A 15,880-nucleotide genomic window follows, 5' to 3' on the forward strand; every position below is an offset into this window, starting at 1 on the left:
CAATTGTAAACCCCGTCCCCGCTGGTTGACTTCTTAGTCGAGGCGTTTTCGGAAGCGCAGCATGGCCAGGTTCATCGCGACGACGAAGAAGAGACCGAGCGGCCAGAGTTCCGGCGTGAGTTGCTCGAGGTTGGCGCCTCGCAGCACGATGCCTCGGACGATGCGGACGAAGTGTGTGAGCGGGAAAGCTTCGGCCAGGAGCTGGGCCGCGCGGGGCATGCCGTCGAACGGGAACATGAAACCGGAGAGCAGCATCTGCGGAAGGAAGGTCACGAAGGTGAGCTGGAAGGCCTGGAACTGGGTGATCGCGACGGTGGAGATGAACAGCCCCAGGGTAAGGGTGGCGCCGACGAAGACCCCCGCGCCGACGACCAGATCCAGGATCGTTCCCCGCAACGGAACCTGGAAGAGCAATGCGCCCAGGCTCAGGATGAGCGTGACCTGGATGTATCCGATCAGTACGTAGGGAGCGATCTTTCCGATCATCAACTCGACGGTCTGGATCGGCGTGGTTATCAGAAGCTCGAGGTTGCCGCGTTCGCGTTCGCGCACGATGGCGATCGAAGTGAAGAGCGTCATCGTCAGCGTGAGGATGACGCCGCATAGTCCGGGCACGATGTGGATCGCAGACCGGCGTTCCGGGTTGAAGTAGGCGCGCACGGCGAAGCTTTCGGCGGCGCGGCTGGTGGTCGTGCCTGGAAGAGGCATTGCGGCCAGGCCCCGAGCTGCGCCCAGCACGATCGGATCGCCTCCGTCGACCATCAGCTGGGCGACAGGGCGTCCTCCTCTCGCGGCACGGCGCTCGAAGTCCGCCGGAATCACCAGGCCGACCGAGATCCGGCCACGCACGAGCAATTCCTCCAGCTCGGCTGCCGTCGCCCGACGCTCGACGATGTCGACCACCTGGGTCGCCACCACATCCGCAGCCAGCATCCGCGAGGCCTGGGTGTTCGCCAGATCGGCGAGGCCCGCGTGCAGGTGCCGCACGTCCTGGTTGATCGCGAAGCCGAAGAGCAGGGTCATGATGACCGGGATGCCGGCGATCATTCCGCCGGTCAGCGGGTCGCGGCGCAGGTGCAGGAACTCCTTGCGCGCGATCGCGCCGATGCGGGTCATCGAAAGCTTCATGGGGAAGCCTCTGACCTGTCGCGGGTGGCGGCGACGAAGACGTCCTCCAGATTGGCGGTGGCTTCATGACATCGGGCCTCGAGGTCGGCCTCTGCCAGGGCATGCTGAAGGCGAGCGGCGGGCTCCTCGGTCGTGCGGTCCACCAGCGCGTGGAGGCGGCTTCCGAGCTGCGCGACGCTCTGCACGTAGGGCAGGGTCTCCAGTTGCTTGGACGCTTCGCGGGAGCGCTCGACCTCGATCTCGACCACCGCCGCGTCGATCGCCGCCATCAGCGCGTCGGGCTCCCCGGATGCGACGAGCTGCCCCTCGTCGAGGATGGCGAGTTCATGGCAACGCTCGGCCTCGTCCATGAAGTGGGTAGAGACGAGGATCGTCGTTCCCTGGTCCACCAGGTCGAAGAGCGTCTCCCAGAAGTCGCGGCGACTCTGGGGATCGACCGCACTGGTGGGCTCGTCGAGGAAGAGCAGCTCGGGCTCGTGGAGGGTCGCGGCGGCCAGGGCGAGCCGCTGCTTCTGGCCTCCAGAGAGCGTGCCGGAGAGCTGTTCGGCACGAGCGGCCAGGTCGAAGCGGGCAAGCTGCTCGTCGATCCGCGCCTTGCGCCGCTCGCGTGTCATGCTGTGAATCTGTGCAAGGAAGCGCAGGTTCTCGAGGACGGAGAGGTCCTCGTAGAGGGAGAAGCGCTGGGTCATGTAGCCGATGCGTGCGCGCAAGATCTCGGCATCGCGTGAGGCATCGAGGCCCAGCACCTCGGCGCTGCCTTCGCTCGGAAGCAGTAGGCCGCATAGCATGCGAATCGTGGTCGACTTCCCCGAGCCGTTGGGGCCGAGAAAGCCGAAGATGCGCTCGCGCGGGACCATCAGGTCGATCTGGTCCACGGCCACCAGGTCGCCGAAGCGGCGGGTCAACCCGTGGGTTTGGATGGCGGGCGCGACTGAGGTCGCGCTCGGGAAGGGAAGCTCAGTCGGCATCGCTCTGGCCAAGCGTGAAGTGAACCTCGACCGGCACGCCGGTCGGGAGCTCGCGCGCTTCCGCGTCGATCAGCTAGACCTCCGCCAGGTAGGCGAGCCGCCCGCGATCGTGACGGGTGAGCGCGTAGTAGGGCGTGAACGACGCTTCGTGTGAAACCTCGCGGAGGCGCCCACGGTAGCTCTTGTCGAGCCCTTCGACTGCGATCGTCGCCTCGCTGCCCGGCGCAACCAACACACGCACGGCCTCGGGAACGTGCACCCGGGCGTAGGGCGCGTGATCGGCGAGTATCACGACGAGCGGGGTGCCCGGCCGCGCGCGTTCGCCCAGCTCGAAGGGCAGAGCGTCGATCTGCCCGGCAACCGGTGCGCGCAGCTCGAGCCGCTCCCGGTAGACGAGTGCCTCGCGAACCGCGGCTTCGGCGGCGGCCAGAGCGCTGCTGCTCTGTTCGAGTTGCTCGGCGGTCGATCCCTCGAGCAGGGCGTCGAGGGAGGCGCGGGCCTGAGCGCTCTGGGAGCGAGCAGCGTCGGCTTCGGCGCGAAGGATGTCGAGGCGGGAGCGGGAAGAAAAAACCACGTCGACAAGGGCTTCAGCGCGTTCGAGTTCCCGCTGTGCTGTGCGTGCGGCGCTGCGGGCACCGGCCAGCCGCGCGCGCCCTTCCTCGATGCGTTCGGCCCGTGGGCCCCGCGTGGCCTCGGCGCTACGGGCCAGGGCTTCGTCGCGTCGCGCTTCGGCCTGGGCGACGCGGGCATCGAACCGAGTGGGATCGAGGCGCAGCAGCGATTCGCCCGCTTCGACCTGCTGTCCCACGCGAACGGCGATCTCCACGATCGGGTCGTCGCTTTCGGCGACGAGGTCGATGCGGTCCCGCTCGAGGGTGCCGACGGCAGGGGTGTCCTGAGGATCCCCGCTGCAGGCGAACAGGATGGCGACGACCGGGAAGTAGAGCCAGCGGTTCATCACGTCGCCTCCTCGCGCGGTGCCGCACCTTCGAGGAAGAGCCCGACGGTGTGGTCGGTGAGCCGCCCGGCGAACGCCGGGTCTACCTGGAAGCCCAGCAGAGGGCCGAGGATCGGCTCGGCGACCAGCGGGAACACACACATGCCAATCAGGGAGAGCAGGGTGAGCTTGGGGTCGAGATCTCGCCGCATTCGCCCGGCCTCGATCTCCCGGGCGAAGATGGCCGGCACCACGGCAACGACCCGTTGCGCGAAGCGCTCGACGAACTGCTCCCGCACGGGTGTATCCGCGGACAACACCTCGCGCATCAGCAACTGCGGGATCCACGGCTCCCGTGTCACCGCACGGAGGTAGAGCGGCACGAAGCGGGTGACGAACGGGCCATCTGCAACCTCCTCTTGAGCAGCCATTTGCTGAACGCCCTGGACCAGCCGCTCGAAGGCGTGATCCAGGATGGCCTCGAGCAGGCCGCGTTTGTCTCCGAAGTAGTAGGCGACCATGGCCGGTGTGACGTCGGCGTGGGTGGCGATCTGCCGGATCGAAGTTGCGTCGTAGCCACGTTCGGCCACCAATCTCGCGGCCGATTGGATCAGCCGCTCGCGGACGCTGGGATGGTCCGGGTCGAGCTGGGGGCGGCCGGGACTGCGAGATCGGATGGGATCACTCACGGAATGAAAATTAATCAAATAGTTGATTAATTACAAGTGCTCGCCAAACCAGGGCAATTGCTGTCGTTTTCAGGGTTGCCCCGCCGAGCGGGCGATCCAACTCGGGACGATGTGTCAGACTCCCCACGATGGCATCGAGCACGGCCGGGGCAATACTGGGCGGGCTCGGTTGACGGGACCCGCAGACCATCCGGGTTCGGGAGGTCAGCCTACGAGGCTCGCTCGCCTTGGCTTCTCCAGCACCTCCTCACTGATCGCCGTAGGCTCCGTCGCTGCGTTCGTCATCGGTTCGGCGGCGTCGATCGAGGTTTCAGGCGCAGCCCTGGCCGGTGCCAAGGACTGGGTCGTCCACCATCTCGACTGGTTGTTCGTCGGAACCGCAACGCTCTCGCTGGTCGGCGTCGCGGGGATCGGTTGCTCTCCGCTCGGTCGCGTGCGCCTCGGGCCGGATCGGGACACGCCTGAATTCGGAAACGTGGCCTGGTTCGCGATGCTGCTCTCGGCGGGGTTGGCATCCGGAATCCTTTACTGGGCTACGGCCGAACCTGTGCTGCATTTCCAGGCGAACCCCTTTTTCGCATTGGCCGGGATCGCGCCCGCAACCGAAGCAGCCGTTCCGACGGCCTTGCGAATCACGGTGCTTCATTGGGGGCTCCATGGTTGGGCGTTCTATGTGGTCATTGCGCTTGCCATCGGCATCCAGAGCCACCGTCATGGGCGGCCCATGACGTTTCGGATCGCCCTTCATCCTCTCCTCGGCGAGCGTTATGTCGATCGCTGGCCCGGGCTGGCGGTGGATCTGCTGGCGCTCTTCGGGACGGTCTGCGGAGTGGCGACGTCCATCGGGCTCGCTGCGGCCGGCATGAATGCGACGCTCAGCAGGTTGTTTGGCGTTGGGGTGAGCACCTCGCATCAAGTCGCGATCGTTGTCGCCGTCTGCGCTCTGGGTGCGGCATCTGCGTTGTCCGGGGTGGCCCGTGGCGTGCGGCGGCTCAGCGAGGTCAATGTCTGGCTCAGTCTCCTTCTCTTGATCGCCGTGGCCATGCTCGGGCCGACGCTCCACCTCGGCGGGCTGCTGCTCTCCACGCTCGTGGACTACGCATCGAGCTTCCTCTCCGTCGGGTCGTGGGTGGCGGGTAGCCCGGCTGAGCAGAGCTGGCAGGCGGACTGGACGATCTTCTACTGGGGATGGTGGCTGGCCTGGGCACCCTTCGTCGGTCTCTTCATCGCACGCATCTCCAAGGGTCGAAGTGTGCGCGAGGTGGCGGTCGCCGTCTTGCTCGTCCCCGCCCTCGTGATCGTCGTCTGGATGACGATCTTCGGCGGCACGGCTCTCCATCAGGAGTTGGCCGAAACCGGAGCCGTCAGTCTCGCGGTGAATCAGGACTACAGCCTCGGCATCGTGGCGGTGATCGAGAACCTGGGGAGCGTCGGATTCGAGATGCCCCTTCTCTTCCTCGCAGCTTTCCTGCTCTTCACATGGATGATCACTTCTCTCGATTCAGCGACGCTCGTCCTGTGCATGCTGCTGGGCTCAGGCAATAGCCCGCCGGCCAAGGTGTTCTGGGGAGTAGCCCTGGCGGCTGTGACGTGCGCGCTCATGTTGGTGGGAGGGGTTTCAGCGCTCCAGGCGGCCTCGATCGTCGTCGGCTTCCCCCTTGCGATCGTCGTCCTGCTGGCCGGGGGAGGCCTCGTGGTCGATCTCATGGGGAGGGGCCGCTGATGCACGGCCCCGGGTCGAAGGCCTACGACTACGTCATCGTGGGCGGCGGATCAGCGGGCTGTGTGCTTGCCCACCGGTTGAGCGCGGAGCCGGATGTTCGCGTGCTCGTGCTGGAGGCTGGCCGCCGGGATGCCTGGTGGGATGTCTTCATCCACATGCCGGCCGCCTTTGCATTCCCGATCGGCAACCCCCGCTACGACTGGTGCTACGAATCCGAGCCCGAGGCGGCCATGGCGGATCGCCGCATCAGCCATGCGCGGGGCAAGGTCCTCGGCGGTTCGAGCAGCATCAACGGCATGATCTTCCAGCGCGGGAATCCCCTCGACTACGAACGATGGGCCCGCGAGCCCGGCCTCGAGGAATGGAGTCATGCCCACTGCCTGCCCTATTTCAAGCGGATGGAAACCTGTCGCGCCGGCGGCGATGAATGGCGTGGAGAAGCCGGCCCCCTGATCCTGGAACGAGGTGCTGCTGCCAATCCTCTCTTTCACGCCTTCTTCGATGGTGTGCAGCAGGCAGGCTACGAGCTGACCGAGGATGTGAACGGCTACCGGCAGGAGGGATTCGCTCGTTTCGATCGGAACCTGACGCGAGGGCGGCGGTGGAGCGCCGCACGGGCGTATCTGCATCCCGTGAAGGGAAGGCCGAATCTCGATGTGTTGTGCGGCTCGTCCGCAACGCGGATTCTCTTCGAGGGCAAGCGTGCAGTGGGCGTCGAGTTCCGGAGTGCCGGCTCTCCCTCCGAGCGCATAGCGGCGGGTGAGGTGATCTGCTGCGGCGGGGCCTTCAACTCACCTCAACTCCTGCAACTCTCGGGTGTCGGTCGCGCGTCGCTTCTCGGGAAGTATGGGATCCCTGTCGTGGCAGATCTGCCGGGTGTCGGAGAGAACCTGCAGGACCATCTGGAGGTCTACATCCAGCACGCCTGCAGGAAGCCGATTTCGTTCTCGACTTCCCTGGCCTACTGGCGCCGCCCATGGATCGGGGCCCAGTGGCTGGCCGGCCGGGGGCCCGGCATGACCAATCACTTCGAGGCCGGTGGGTTCGTCCGCAGCCACGCGGGTATCGAACAGCCGGACCTGATGTTTCACTTCCTTCCCCTGGCCGTTCGCTACGACGGAACCCGGCCCGCGCGGGGGCATGGCTACCAGATTCATGTGGGTCCGATGCTCGCCGAGGCTCGAGGAAGCGTGCGCATCCGGTCGGTGGATCCGCAAGTGCCGCCTGCGCTCCGTTTCAACTACCTGGCGACCGAGCGGGATCGGAAGGACTGGCTGGCCGCGGTCCGAATTGCCCGCGAAATCCTCGCCCAACCTGCTTTCGAAGGCTTCGATCGTGGGGAGCTCTCTCCGGGGCCAAGCGTCGAATCCGACGAGGAGATCCTCGATTGGGTCGTCCGCGACGCAGAAACGGCCCTTCATCCCTCTTGTACCTGCCGAATGGGAAAGGATGACGAAGCGGTCACGGACCCCCGCAGCATGCGTGTTCACGGCGTGGATGGCGTGAGGGTCATCGATGCATCGGTGATGCCCACGATCACGAACGGGAACATCTATGCCCCCGTGATGATGATCGCCGAGAAGGCTTCGGACCTGGTTCTCGGGAATACCCCGCTTCCGCCGGATCCGGCCCCCTTCCATCGCGCTGAGGCCGGTTGAGATCAGGCGAGGGGTGCGTCTCCATTGCACGCGATCCGATCGTGGACCTCCAGGACCTTTCCTACTTCGTGATCGATGCGTGTGCTCCCGAAGCTGCCGACCAACGCGCAGGTGGAGTAGCCGCGAATCTGCCGTTCGTAGCCCTCCTGCCAGGCTCGGTAGGTACGCTCTTCGTCGGCGGATGCCCAGGGGTATCGTGAGGGCGGCCTGTCTGCAGAGCAGCGCCAGAACTTCGGGGTGAGGCGGGCGCGGAAGCACTTCTGGGCTTTGCATAGCCGAACGTAGAGAGGGTCGGATCCGAGAGCCTCGAGCAACTCGTTCGCTTCTCGCGATCCTGGTTCGTAGGTCCGATGAGTCGCAAGGCAGCGGAAACCGGCGGCGGTTCGGTAGAGCCGCAGGCCGGCGCGAGGATGTTGCAGGGTGTACGCATCGACGCGGGAGAGAATCTCCTCGTCCCTTCCTTCTCCGCCTCCGCGGAACAGGCTTCGAATCCGGCTCCAGAGTGAAACCTCCGGGTAGTCGATGTCTGCGAACAAGGCGCCGGCCGAATTCAGCACGATTGCGCCATAGGCGTTGCGCGTGGTCACAGCTTGCAACCGGTCCCCGTCGGAGATCTCGTCCAGGAGTTCTTCGCGCACGGGTCCGCGGGCATAGGGGTATTGGCCCATGGGCTTGCCGGAACGGATCGCCGCCACGGCTCGGGAGGCGATTGCGGCCGCCTCTCGTCGCGCGTCCTCCAGGCTGGTTTCGGAGCCGCCGTAACACGCGATCTCGAAGCGCTCGTCCGGTGTTTCCACGTTGGCCGTGGCTCGCGCCCAATGCCGGTAGAACTTCATTGGGCCCTGCCTCCCCGCCTTGCCCGTGTCGTTGCCTTCTCTCGAGGCGACCGGGCGTTGGTTCAAGCCGATCGTGATGCGGCACGCCTCAGGATGGCAGCGTATCCGTTCTCTTCGATGCAGGCCCGATCCAGAACGCCTCGCTCGCGGAGCATCTCGTGCATGCGCGGCAGGTGATAGTGGGGAACGGTCATCAGCAGATGATGTTCCAGATGGAAATTGACCCGATTGGGCGCAAGGATCAGACGTTCCCACCAGCGGGCATGGGTCGTACGCGTATTGTTCAGCGGGTCGTCCGCATCGGGCGTAAGGGCGTGCTCCGCGATGGCGCGGATGCGCGTGACGAGCGTATGGGTCGTCATGAAAGCGCCGGCCCAGAGCAGATAGAGAAGAGGGTACCCGAGCGCGAAGAGCAAGGTGATCATCAGGCCATTCGTCACCGCGAAGCCCACCGCCGCGCGTCGGCCTTCCGGCGACGCCATGCGTCCAAAGCTGCGTTTCCAGGCGCCGCGGACGAACTTCATTCCGGTCTGGCCCGAGAGATCGCGCCAGATCTTGCGGCGAAGGCTGGCCCGCGTGATGGGGAAGGGCTTCACGAGACCGATGTCCGGATCTTCCGGCGTACCCGTGCGGGCGTGATGGCCCAGGTGGTAGGGCCGGTAGACGAGGGTGTCGCTCCACACCGGGTAGGCGCAGAGCCATTGTCCAACGAAGTCATTCACCCGGCGATTGGAGAACAAGCTGTGGTGGGAGGCTTCGTGCATGAGCACAGCGAAGCCCAGTTGGCGGGCACCGATCAATACCAGCGCGACGAGAATGGTGAGCGGGTTCGGCCAGATGGCGACCCAGGCCATGGCCGCGATGACGATTCCCCAGTCCAGAAGCAGGGAGCCCCAGGAGCGCAGATCGTTCATCGCCAACAGCTCCCGGATCTCCTCGCGCGTGAACGAATCGCGCCACCGGGTATTCCCCTGGGCGGTGTGGCGTTCGAGGGTCGGTTCAGAGGCGGTGACGGCAGACATGGCATCTCTCACGACAAGGCGGGGAGGGGTTCACCTCCGCCGCTATGAATGGGGTTTCGGGTATGTGGCGCGCCGTGGCGCTCCATGAAGGCGGCCCAGCTGCGGCGGCCCAGTCGATCGTAGTGGAGCATGGCCTGGACGAGCGCGCGGCGGGGCTCGGGATCGATCAAGGGTTCCGGCAGTAGAGGGTCGAAGGCCAGCTGACGGATGATTCGGCCACCTAACAAAAAAGACTCGACCATGGCTTGCGCTTCCGAGCCATGGTGCATGCGGATCTCACTCTCGGCCAGCTCGCGGATGGCCTGTCGGTAGCCACTCTCCAGGGCCTGGGAATCCCATAAGCCGCATGCGCGCCGTTCCGCTTCGGCGTCGAGTTCGTCGAGCCGGAGGACCAGGGTCTCGGACTCCAGGCCCAGGGAGAGGAGGGCTTCGCGCTGGCCCGCGACGCCGCCGCGAAGGTTGTCCGGGCGTACGCGCAGGCCTGGCGTGAGTTCCTCGAAGCCGAACCATCGGAGTGCTCGTTCGTCTCTTCGCCGTGCGGCGTCTCGGCTGCCGGCTCCGAGGTGCACCCCGATCCAGCTGCCGTTCCAGCTACACATTCGCTCGTCGATCCGGCGCCAACGATCGAGCTGATGCGTGACGGGAGCGGCTGCTCCACCGAGCCGGTATCGCCCGCGCTCGTCTCGTTCGACTTGCCCGGCTGCGACCAGCCGCGTGACGGCGACCCGGAGGCTTCCTTCGGCCACATCGAAGAGCTGGCCCGCAGCGACCAGAGCCGAGATGGGCATGCTGCCGCCCCGCAGCGTGGAAAGCAGATCGAGGGTCAGGCTCTTGCCGGTCGGGTCAGGCACCCAGGAACATTACAGGAAGTCCACCAAACGATCAAGGCATGTAATATTCGATCGGGAGTGGCGACAACCTCGAGCCGCGCAGCGCCCGAACGCTTGCGATCGCCTCCGAGATTCCCTCCAATGCATCGCTTGCCATGCGGTTCAGGAAGCTCTCGACCCAAAACGCCATTGCGGGGCTTGGAACGTGATCGCTCGCGGGCTCGCTGCAGCCTTGCTCGTGGCTTTCCTCGTCGCCGTGCTGGTTCAGGAGTTCGGCTCGGCTCTACCGCTCGGCTTGTTCAACGACGGGCGCCGGACCTACGAGATACTCTCGATGGTGACGCTCGGCTTGATCGTGGCGGCGCTCGCGGTGCTCGCGGCCGAGGCCGCGATTTCCGGGGAACTCCGCGTAGGTGCCTGGCTCCGAGGCGGTCTGGCCGCAGCCCTTCTATTCGAAGGAATGCTCTTCGCGATCGATGTCACGCTGGTCTCCCGGGGCTCGAATCCACCCCTGGGCGGGCCGTACCGGGAGTTCGAATCGGGAGGCCGTGAGTGGGTCTTCGTGAAGAAGCCCCACTCCGGTTCTCCGCTCGGCTTTCGTACCGCGGTTCCGTATTCCAAGGTCTCTGATTCGCCCCGCCTACTCTTCCTGGGCGATTCCTATACCGAGGGAAGCGCCCGGGATCCGAGCTGCAACTACCCGGAAGTCGCTGCCGCGACGGTTGGCGAGCGAATCGGCAAGCCGGTGGCTTTGATCAATGCAGGCGTTGCCGGCTACGGCCCGCGCGACACCGTCCGTCTCCTTCGCCATCTGCTCCAAGAGGGCTACGAGGCGGATGCGATCGTCTTCGGGCTCTTTCTCGAGAACGATTTCACCGACAATCTGCCGGGGACCACTCGGCGCGTCGTGGCGGGGATCAACTTTCGCTTCCCCCATTCGGCCTTCTTGCGCGCGTTCCATCCGCTGAATTCGCGGAGCTTTCGCTATGCGCTCTTCCTTGAACGGGCGAGCCGGATCCCCTTCGGCGGCGGCGCGCCCGCCCAGCGAGGGGATGGGCCGTGCGTGCTGACGCCCCCTGAACAATTCACGCAGCCGCCGCCGGGGCTCGTCCAGCTGGCCCGCAGGCGGCTGGAGAGCAACTACGGAACGGAGGCCCGCACCGCCACGGGGGAAGTCGACCTGGCCCTGCGCGAACTCCGCCAGGTGGCCGGAGACCGGCCCGTCTTCCTGGTCGTCTTTCCCGATCGCGTGCTCGTCGATCGGAGCCTGGGCCGGGCGATCGGCGCCGAGCAAGGTAAGTACGCGACCGGGCGCCTCGATGCATGGGTGGACGACGTCTGGCCCGAGGCGATCCGGGTGGCCCCAGGTCTAGCGGCGGGTGCCGAGAACTTCCGCCTCGAGGACACCCACCTTTCCGATCTCGGGAATCTGCGCGCTGGCCGGCTCGTCGGTGAATCGTTGGCTGAGAAATTGAGCTGGTAGAGCCGGAGGCGTTCGGCCTAGCGGCCTTCCATCGACTCCCGCCACCGATCCAGCCAATAGCGGTTGGCATCCGCTTCTCGGGCCTCCCCGATTTGTCCCGTATCCCAGAGTTTCGAGAACAAGAACGCGCGCGGACAATGAGCGTACGTTTCGACGACTTCGACCATCAGACCCTGGAGAATCTTCGTGTTCTCGTCTTCACTGAAGACCTCCGGGGCGATCCCCTCCAACCGCTCGCTGCCGCGATCGAGGACGCGGGCCCGCCCGTTGACCCGCACCGTCCAATCGCATCCCGGAATCAGGAAGACCAGGGCTGCATGGGCGTTGCCGTCGACGTTCTCGTAGGAGTGGAAGAGATGGTTGCCAGCGATGTCGGGAAGCAGGATGTGCTTCTCGTCGAGGACCTTCACGAAGCCAGGCATCCCGCCCCTTGGCGAGGCATCGCACTCGCCGGAGTGGCCCGCGGTCGCCAGCACGGCGAAGGGCGACTGGCGGATGAAATCCTGCATCATCGGGTCGAGGGTGGAGAAGATCTTCTTGCGGACGGATTCCTTCGGCTCGCCGAAGGCCTGTTGGAAGCGGTTCATGGCTCTTCTCCTGGTCGAATCCGGGTCGTGTCGAGCGCGGCGAGCGTATCATCCGGCCCCATGAGATGCCGTGGTACGCTTCCGCATCGTGGATTCCAGGGTGGCTGATTGACACTTCGCCTCGAGGGCGTGGCGCGGGGTGGCCTGGCCGGCATCGATCTCGAGCTGGAGGATGGTTCGCTGACCGTTCTGCTCGGCCCCACCGGCGCGGGAAAGACGAGCCTCCTGCGCCTGCTGGCCGGGTTGGACAAGCCGACCACGGGCCGCGTGAGGCAGGATGGCGTCGATGTCCATCGCCTCTCGGCACGGAAACGTCAGGTCGGGTTCGTTCATCAGAGATTCGTCAACTATCCGGCGAAGACGGTCTACGAGAACATCGCCGCGCCACTTCGCCAGGGCCAGCGCATTTCTGAAGCGGAGATCGATGCGAACGTCCGCGCGATGGCGGGGATGTTGCGCATCGATGGCCTGCTCGAGCGCCGCCCCTCGGAGCTTTCCGGTGGCCAGCAGCAGCGGACTGCCCTGGCACGCGCGCTCGTTCGGGAGGGCGGGTTGCTGCTGCTGGATGAACCGTTGGTCAACCTCGATTACAAGCTGCGCGAAGAGCTGGGCGCCGAGCTGCGTGCGATCTTCGCCAGGAGGAACGCAACCCTCGTGTTCGCCACCAGCGATCCTTCCGAGGCCCTTGCCCTGGGAGGGCGCACGCTGGTGCTCGATGCCGGGCAACTCCTTCAGGCTGGCGAAGCGCTCGATGTCTATCGCCGACCCCGATCCGTGCGGGTGGGAGAGCTGACGAGCGTTCCGCCGATGAACGTTCTCTCAGGGCAGCTCGGTTCCGGCCTGGTCCAGCTGGAACCGAGCGGCGAGGCCCCTCGACCCTCGCACTTCGAGCCACTGCCGAACGGGGCCTACCGCTTTGGAGTGCGGCCCCATCATCTACGGCTCGCCCCGGAATCTCCAGATTCACTGAAGCTCGTGGCGATCGTGGAGCTGACCGAGCTGAGTGGCTCCGAGACCTTCCTGCACCTCCGGCCGGCGGCTGCGGCCCAAGAGCCGCTCGTCGTTCACCAGACCGGCACCCGCCCGCGGTCGATCGGGGAGAGGGTCGATGTCTTCATCGATCCAGATCGGTTGCACGCGTTCGATGAGGCAGGCCGTCTGGCGGCCGCCTCGGAGCTCTGATGGCACATATCGACATCGAAGACGCCGCGCATCGTTATGCGACCGATGCGGCATGGGCCGTCGACGGGCTGACGCACTCGTTCCGGGATGGATCGGCCTCCGCGATCCTTGGTCCTTCGGGATGCGGCAAGACGACGTTGCTGTCGATCCTCTCGGGCCTGCTCCATCCAACTCGTGGTAGGCTGCGCATCGATGGGCGAGAGGTCACGGGCTTGCCGCCACGGCAGCGCAAGATCGCCCAGGTCTTCCAGTTTCCGGTCGTCTACGAGGCGATGACGGTCTTCGAGAACCTCGCTTTTCCTCTCCGCAACGGAGGCATGGCGAAGGACGAGGTGAAGATGCGGGTCGAGGAGACCGCGGAGCTGCTAGGGCTCACGGCCAGCCTCGGCCGCCCGGCCAGCGGGCTGGCTGCGGATGAGCAGCAGATCGTCAGCCTGGGCCGAGGGCTGGTTCGCCCCGATACGGCCGCCCTGTTGTTGGACGAACCTCTCACCGTGATCGACCCGCTTCGCCGTTGGGAGATCCGTCAGAAGCTGCGCCGGGTCCATCAGGAAACGAGTACCACGCTCGTCTACGTGACCCACGATCAGACCGAAGCGCTGACGTTCGCGGACGAAATCGTAGTGATGGATCAGGGGCGGGTGATGCAGGTCGGTACACCACGCGAGCTGTTCGAGGTTCCGGAGCACACCTTCGTCGGGCATTTCATCGGCAGCCCGGGGATGAACTTCCTGCCTTGCCGGCTCGCAGGTCGTGAACTTCTGGTCGAGGGCCTTCGCCTTCCGGTCGATCGGGATGCCTTTGCGGATCCGGGCCAGGGCGAGCTCGAACTCGGTATTCGACCCGAGTTCCTGGAGCTGGCTGAGGGAGAGGCGGACGGCGCCGTGCCGGTTCGGGTTCGTTCTTCGACCGCACTTGGCGACCACCACCTGGTGGACGTCGCTCTCGGAGAGCGGCCGCTCCAGGTTCGAGTGCCGGATGGTGCACCCATCCCCACCGAGCGCGGTTTTCTGCGCTTCCCTCCGCAGTGGATTCGTCTCTACCGTGAGGGGCGGCTCCTCACATGAACCGCACGGAACATCCGCGTGCCTGGTGGCTGGTGCTTCCGGTGTTGTCGATCGTCGCCTTCTCGGCGCTGATCCCGTTGATGACGGTCGTCAACTATTCGGTCCAGGATATCTTTGGACCGGGCGAACGGGTATTCGTCGGCAGCGAGTGGTTCCGGGAGATCCTCCACGATTCCCGACTTCACGCGGCCTTCGGTCGGCAGTTGATGTTCAGCGCCTCGATCCTGCTGATCGAGATCCCGCTGGGCGTGGCGCTCGCCCTCGCCATGCCGACCCGCGGAATCGGCGTCTCGTTCACGCTCGTCATCCTGGCTCTGCCGCTGCTGGTTCCCTGGAATGTGGTCGGCACGATCTGGCAGATCTTCGGGCGCGCGGATATCGGTCTTGGTGGCGCGTTCCTGCGCGCACTTGGCTCGGACTACAACTACGCCCAGAATGCAGCGGACGCCTGGGGCACGTTGTTGGTGATGGACGTCTGGCATTGGACTTCGCTAGTTGCCCTGTTGGGCTACTCGGGCCTGCGAGCGATCCCCGAGGCGTGCTACGAGGCCGCACATATCGATGGGGCCAGCCGCTTCGCGATCTTCCGTCACATCCAGTTGCCCAAGCTGCGGGGCGTGCTCACCATCGCACTCCTGCTTCGGTTGATGGACAGTTTCGTGATCTATACGGAACCCTTCGTGCTCACCGGAGGTGGCCCGGGCAATGCGACCACCTTCCTCTCCCAATACCTCACGAAGATGGCGGTAGGCCAGTTCGATCTGGGCCCCGCTGCCGCCTTCTCGTTGATCTATTTTCTGGTCATCCTGGCACTCTGCTTCGTGTTGTTCAGCTTCCTGACGGCCGGAGACGAGCGATGAGGATCCGCTGGCGAAGCGTCGGACTGGTTGCGTACCTGGTCTTCCTGCTGGTCCCCATCTACTGGATGGTGAACATGTCCTTCCGCACCAATGCGGACATCCTCGGACGCTTCCGGCTGTGGCCGCAGGCTCCGACCTTGGCCAACTACGCGACGATCCTGACCGATTCGTCGTGGTATTCGGGCTACCTGAATTCGATGGCCTACGTCGGGCTCAACACGATCCTGGCGCTCGCGGTGGCACTTCCCGCGGCCTACGCGTTCTCCCGCTACCGCTTCCTCGGCGATCGGCACCTCTTCTTCTGGCTGCTGACCAACCGCATGGCACCGCCAGCGGTCTTCCTGCTGCCCTTCTTCCAACTCTATTCCACGTTCGGATTGATCGACACACATCTCGCCGTGGCACTGGCCCATTGCCTGTTCAACGTGCCGCTGGCCGTGTGGATTCTCGAGGGCTTCATGTCCTCCGTGCCGCGAGAGCTCGACGAAATGGCGCATCTGGATGGCTACCGGTTTCCGCGTTTCTTCCTGACGATCTTCCTGCCCGAGATCCGCTCCGGAGTTGGGGTGACAGCCTTCTTCTGCTTCATGTTCAGCTGGGTCGAGTTGTTGCTGGCCCGAACGCTCACGACCGTCGAAGCCAAGCCGATCGCGGCGGTGATGACCCGCACCGTCAGCGCCGCCGGCCTCGATTGGGGTCTGCTATCGGCGGCGGGAGTGCTGACGATCGTCCCCGGTGCGTTGGTCATCTGGTTCGTTCGCCACCACCTGGCCAAGGTGTAGACGCTCACTCAGAAGCGTAGAAATCTGATCATTTGGCCGGGGGGCGACGCAGCCCGCCGTTCCGGATTCCGATTCAGATCTTCCGGGTCGAAAGGTCCTTGACCCAGGGCGAACGCCCTCCCGGCTCG

The 15,880-nt window shown here is 65.3% G+C and carries 15 protein-coding genes; 7 read left to right on the forward strand and 8 right to left on the reverse strand.

The window, feature by feature from the left end; all coding sequences use genetic code 11:
- Positions 1 to 33 precede the first annotated feature (33 nt).
- From GY937_19455 to GY937_19470, 4 genes are all read right to left on the reverse strand, one after another.
- Complete coding sequence (locus tag GY937_19455) at positions 34 to 1,128, reverse strand: ABC transporter permease (protein ID MCP5058884.1); 1,095 nt, start codon at positions 1,126 to 1,128, stop codon at positions 34 to 36.
- The gene (locus GY937_19460; GenBank protein ID MCP5058885.1) at positions 1,125 to 2,048 is read right to left on the reverse strand and encodes an ABC transporter ATP-binding protein; all 924 of its coding nucleotides are present in this window, start codon (positions 2,046 to 2,048) and stop codon (positions 1,125 to 1,127) included. The genes GY937_19455 and GY937_19460 overlap by 4 nt, the downstream gene beginning before the upstream one ends.
- 121 nt (positions 2,049 to 2,169) lie before the next feature.
- Positions 2,170 to 3,054 (reverse strand): HlyD family efflux transporter periplasmic adaptor subunit, encoded by an 885-nt coding sequence (locus GY937_19465; GenBank protein MCP5058886.1) that lies wholly within the window; start codon positions 3,052 to 3,054, stop codon positions 2,170 to 2,172.
- Positions 3,054 to 3,722 carry a TetR/AcrR family transcriptional regulator gene (locus GY937_19470; protein ID MCP5058887.1) on the reverse strand — a complete coding sequence of 223 codons (669 nt, stop codon included), beginning with the start codon at positions 3,720 to 3,722 and terminating at the stop codon, positions 3,054 to 3,056. Before GY937_19470 ends, GY937_19465 begins: the two co-directional genes overlap by 1 nt.
- Positions 3,723 to 3,891: 169 nt before the next feature.
- On the opposite strand from GY937_19470, the gene GY937_19475 reads away from it, so the two are divergent.
- Together GY937_19475 and betA are read left to right on the forward strand one after the other, a co-directional pair.
- Positions 3,892 to 5,445 carry a BCCT family transporter gene (locus GY937_19475; protein MCP5058888.1) on the forward strand — a complete coding sequence of 518 codons (1,554 nt, stop codon included), beginning with the start codon at positions 3,892 to 3,894 and terminating at the stop codon, positions 5,443 to 5,445.
- Entirely contained in the window at positions 5,445 to 7,103 is a 1,659-nt protein-coding gene (betA, locus tag GY937_19480; protein MCP5058889.1) for a choline dehydrogenase, read from the forward strand. Before GY937_19475 ends, betA begins: the two co-directional genes overlap by 1 nt.
- A gap of 2 nt (positions 7,104 to 7,105) precedes the next feature.
- Here betA and GY937_19485 read toward each other — a convergent pair whose 3' ends face one another.
- The 3 genes from GY937_19485 to GY937_19495 form a co-directional block, all read right to left on the reverse strand.
- Positions 7,106 to 7,939 carry a hypothetical protein gene (locus tag GY937_19485; protein ID MCP5058890.1) on the reverse strand — a complete coding sequence of 278 codons (834 nt, stop codon included), beginning with the start codon at positions 7,937 to 7,939 and terminating at the stop codon, positions 7,106 to 7,108.
- A gap of 62 nt (positions 7,940 to 8,001) precedes the next feature.
- Positions 8,002 to 8,961 carry a fatty acid desaturase family protein gene (locus GY937_19490; GenBank protein ID MCP5058891.1) on the reverse strand — a complete coding sequence of 320 codons (960 nt, stop codon included), beginning with the start codon at positions 8,959 to 8,961 and terminating at the stop codon, positions 8,002 to 8,004.
- A gap of 8 nt (positions 8,962 to 8,969) precedes the next feature.
- On the reverse strand, positions 8,970 to 9,812 hold the full coding sequence (locus GY937_19495) for a PaaX family transcriptional regulator (GenBank protein MCP5058892.1): 843 nt from the start codon (positions 9,810 to 9,812) through the stop codon (positions 8,970 to 8,972).
- 184 nt (positions 9,813 to 9,996) lie between these two features.
- Between GY937_19495 and GY937_19500 the strand changes: the two genes are divergently transcribed.
- Positions 9,997 to 11,274, forward strand: coding sequence for an SGNH/GDSL hydrolase family protein (locus GY937_19500; protein MCP5058893.1), 1,278 nt, complete (start codon positions 9,997 to 9,999; stop codon positions 11,272 to 11,274).
- 17 nt (positions 11,275 to 11,291) lie between these two features.
- On the opposite strand, the gene GY937_19505 is transcribed toward GY937_19500, so the two are convergent.
- Positions 11,292 to 11,861: a pyridoxamine 5'-phosphate oxidase family protein gene (locus GY937_19505; protein ID MCP5058894.1), complete on the reverse strand. Its 570-nt coding sequence runs from the start codon at positions 11,859 to 11,861 to the stop codon at positions 11,292 to 11,294.
- Positions 11,862 to 11,969: 108 nt separating this feature from the next.
- On the opposite strand from GY937_19505, the gene GY937_19510 reads away from it, so the two are divergent.
- Genes GY937_19510 through GY937_19525 form a run of 4 tightly spaced genes read left to right on the forward strand, consistent with a single transcriptional unit; the run spans position 11,970 to position 15,752 of the window.
- Positions 11,970 to 13,043 carry an ABC transporter ATP-binding protein gene (locus tag GY937_19510; protein MCP5058895.1) on the forward strand — a complete coding sequence of 358 codons (1,074 nt, stop codon included), beginning with the start codon at positions 11,970 to 11,972 and terminating at the stop codon, positions 13,041 to 13,043.
- On the forward strand, positions 13,043 to 14,110 hold the full coding sequence (locus GY937_19515) for an ABC transporter ATP-binding protein (GenBank protein ID MCP5058896.1): 1,068 nt from the start codon (positions 13,043 to 13,045) through the stop codon (positions 14,108 to 14,110). The genes GY937_19510 and GY937_19515 overlap by 1 nt, the downstream gene beginning before the upstream one ends.
- Entirely contained in the window at positions 14,107 to 14,970 is an 864-nt protein-coding gene (locus tag GY937_19520; GenBank protein MCP5058897.1) for a sugar ABC transporter permease, read from the forward strand. The genes GY937_19515 and GY937_19520 overlap by 4 nt, the downstream gene beginning before the upstream one ends.
- A complete protein-coding gene (locus GY937_19525; protein MCP5058898.1) occupies positions 14,967 to 15,752 on the forward strand; it encodes a carbohydrate ABC transporter permease in 786 nt (261 codons plus the stop codon). Before GY937_19520 ends, GY937_19525 begins: the two co-directional genes overlap by 4 nt.
- Positions 15,753 to 15,880: the final 128 nt, after the last annotated feature.

The organism is bacterium, assembly GCA_024228115.1.
Lineage (GTDB): Bacteria > Myxococcota_A > UBA9160 > UBA9160 > UBA6930.

Coding starts and splice junctions, on each gene's coding strand:
- GY937_19455 (MCP5058884.1), bottom strand. CDS start 1,128: ATGAAGCTTTCGATGACCCGCATCGGCGCGATCGCGCGCAAGGAGTTC.
- GY937_19465 (MCP5058886.1), bottom strand. CDS start 3,054: ATGAACCGCTGGCTCTACTTCCCGGTCGTCGCCATCCTGTTCGCCTGC.
- betA (MCP5058889.1), top strand. CDS start 5,445: ATGCACGGCCCCGGGTCGAAGGCCTACGACTACGTCATCGTGGGCGGC.
- GY937_19485 (MCP5058890.1), bottom strand. CDS start 7,939: ATGAAGTTCTACCGGCATTGGGCGCGAGCCACGGCCAACGTGGAAACA.
- GY937_19490 (MCP5058891.1), bottom strand. CDS start 8,961: ATGTCTGCCGTCACCGCCTCTGAACCGACCCTCGAACGCCACACCGCC.
- GY937_19505 (MCP5058894.1), bottom strand. CDS start 11,861: ATGAACCGCTTCCAACAGGCCTTCGGCGAGCCGAAGGAATCCGTCCGC.
- GY937_19515 (MCP5058896.1), top strand. CDS start 13,043: ATGGCACATATCGACATCGAAGACGCCGCGCATCGTTATGCGACCGAT.
- GY937_19520 (MCP5058897.1), top strand. CDS start 14,107: ATGAACCGCACGGAACATCCGCGTGCCTGGTGGCTGGTGCTTCCGGTG.
- GY937_19525 (MCP5058898.1), top strand. CDS start 14,967: ATGAGGATCCGCTGGCGAAGCGTCGGACTGGTTGCGTACCTGGTCTTC.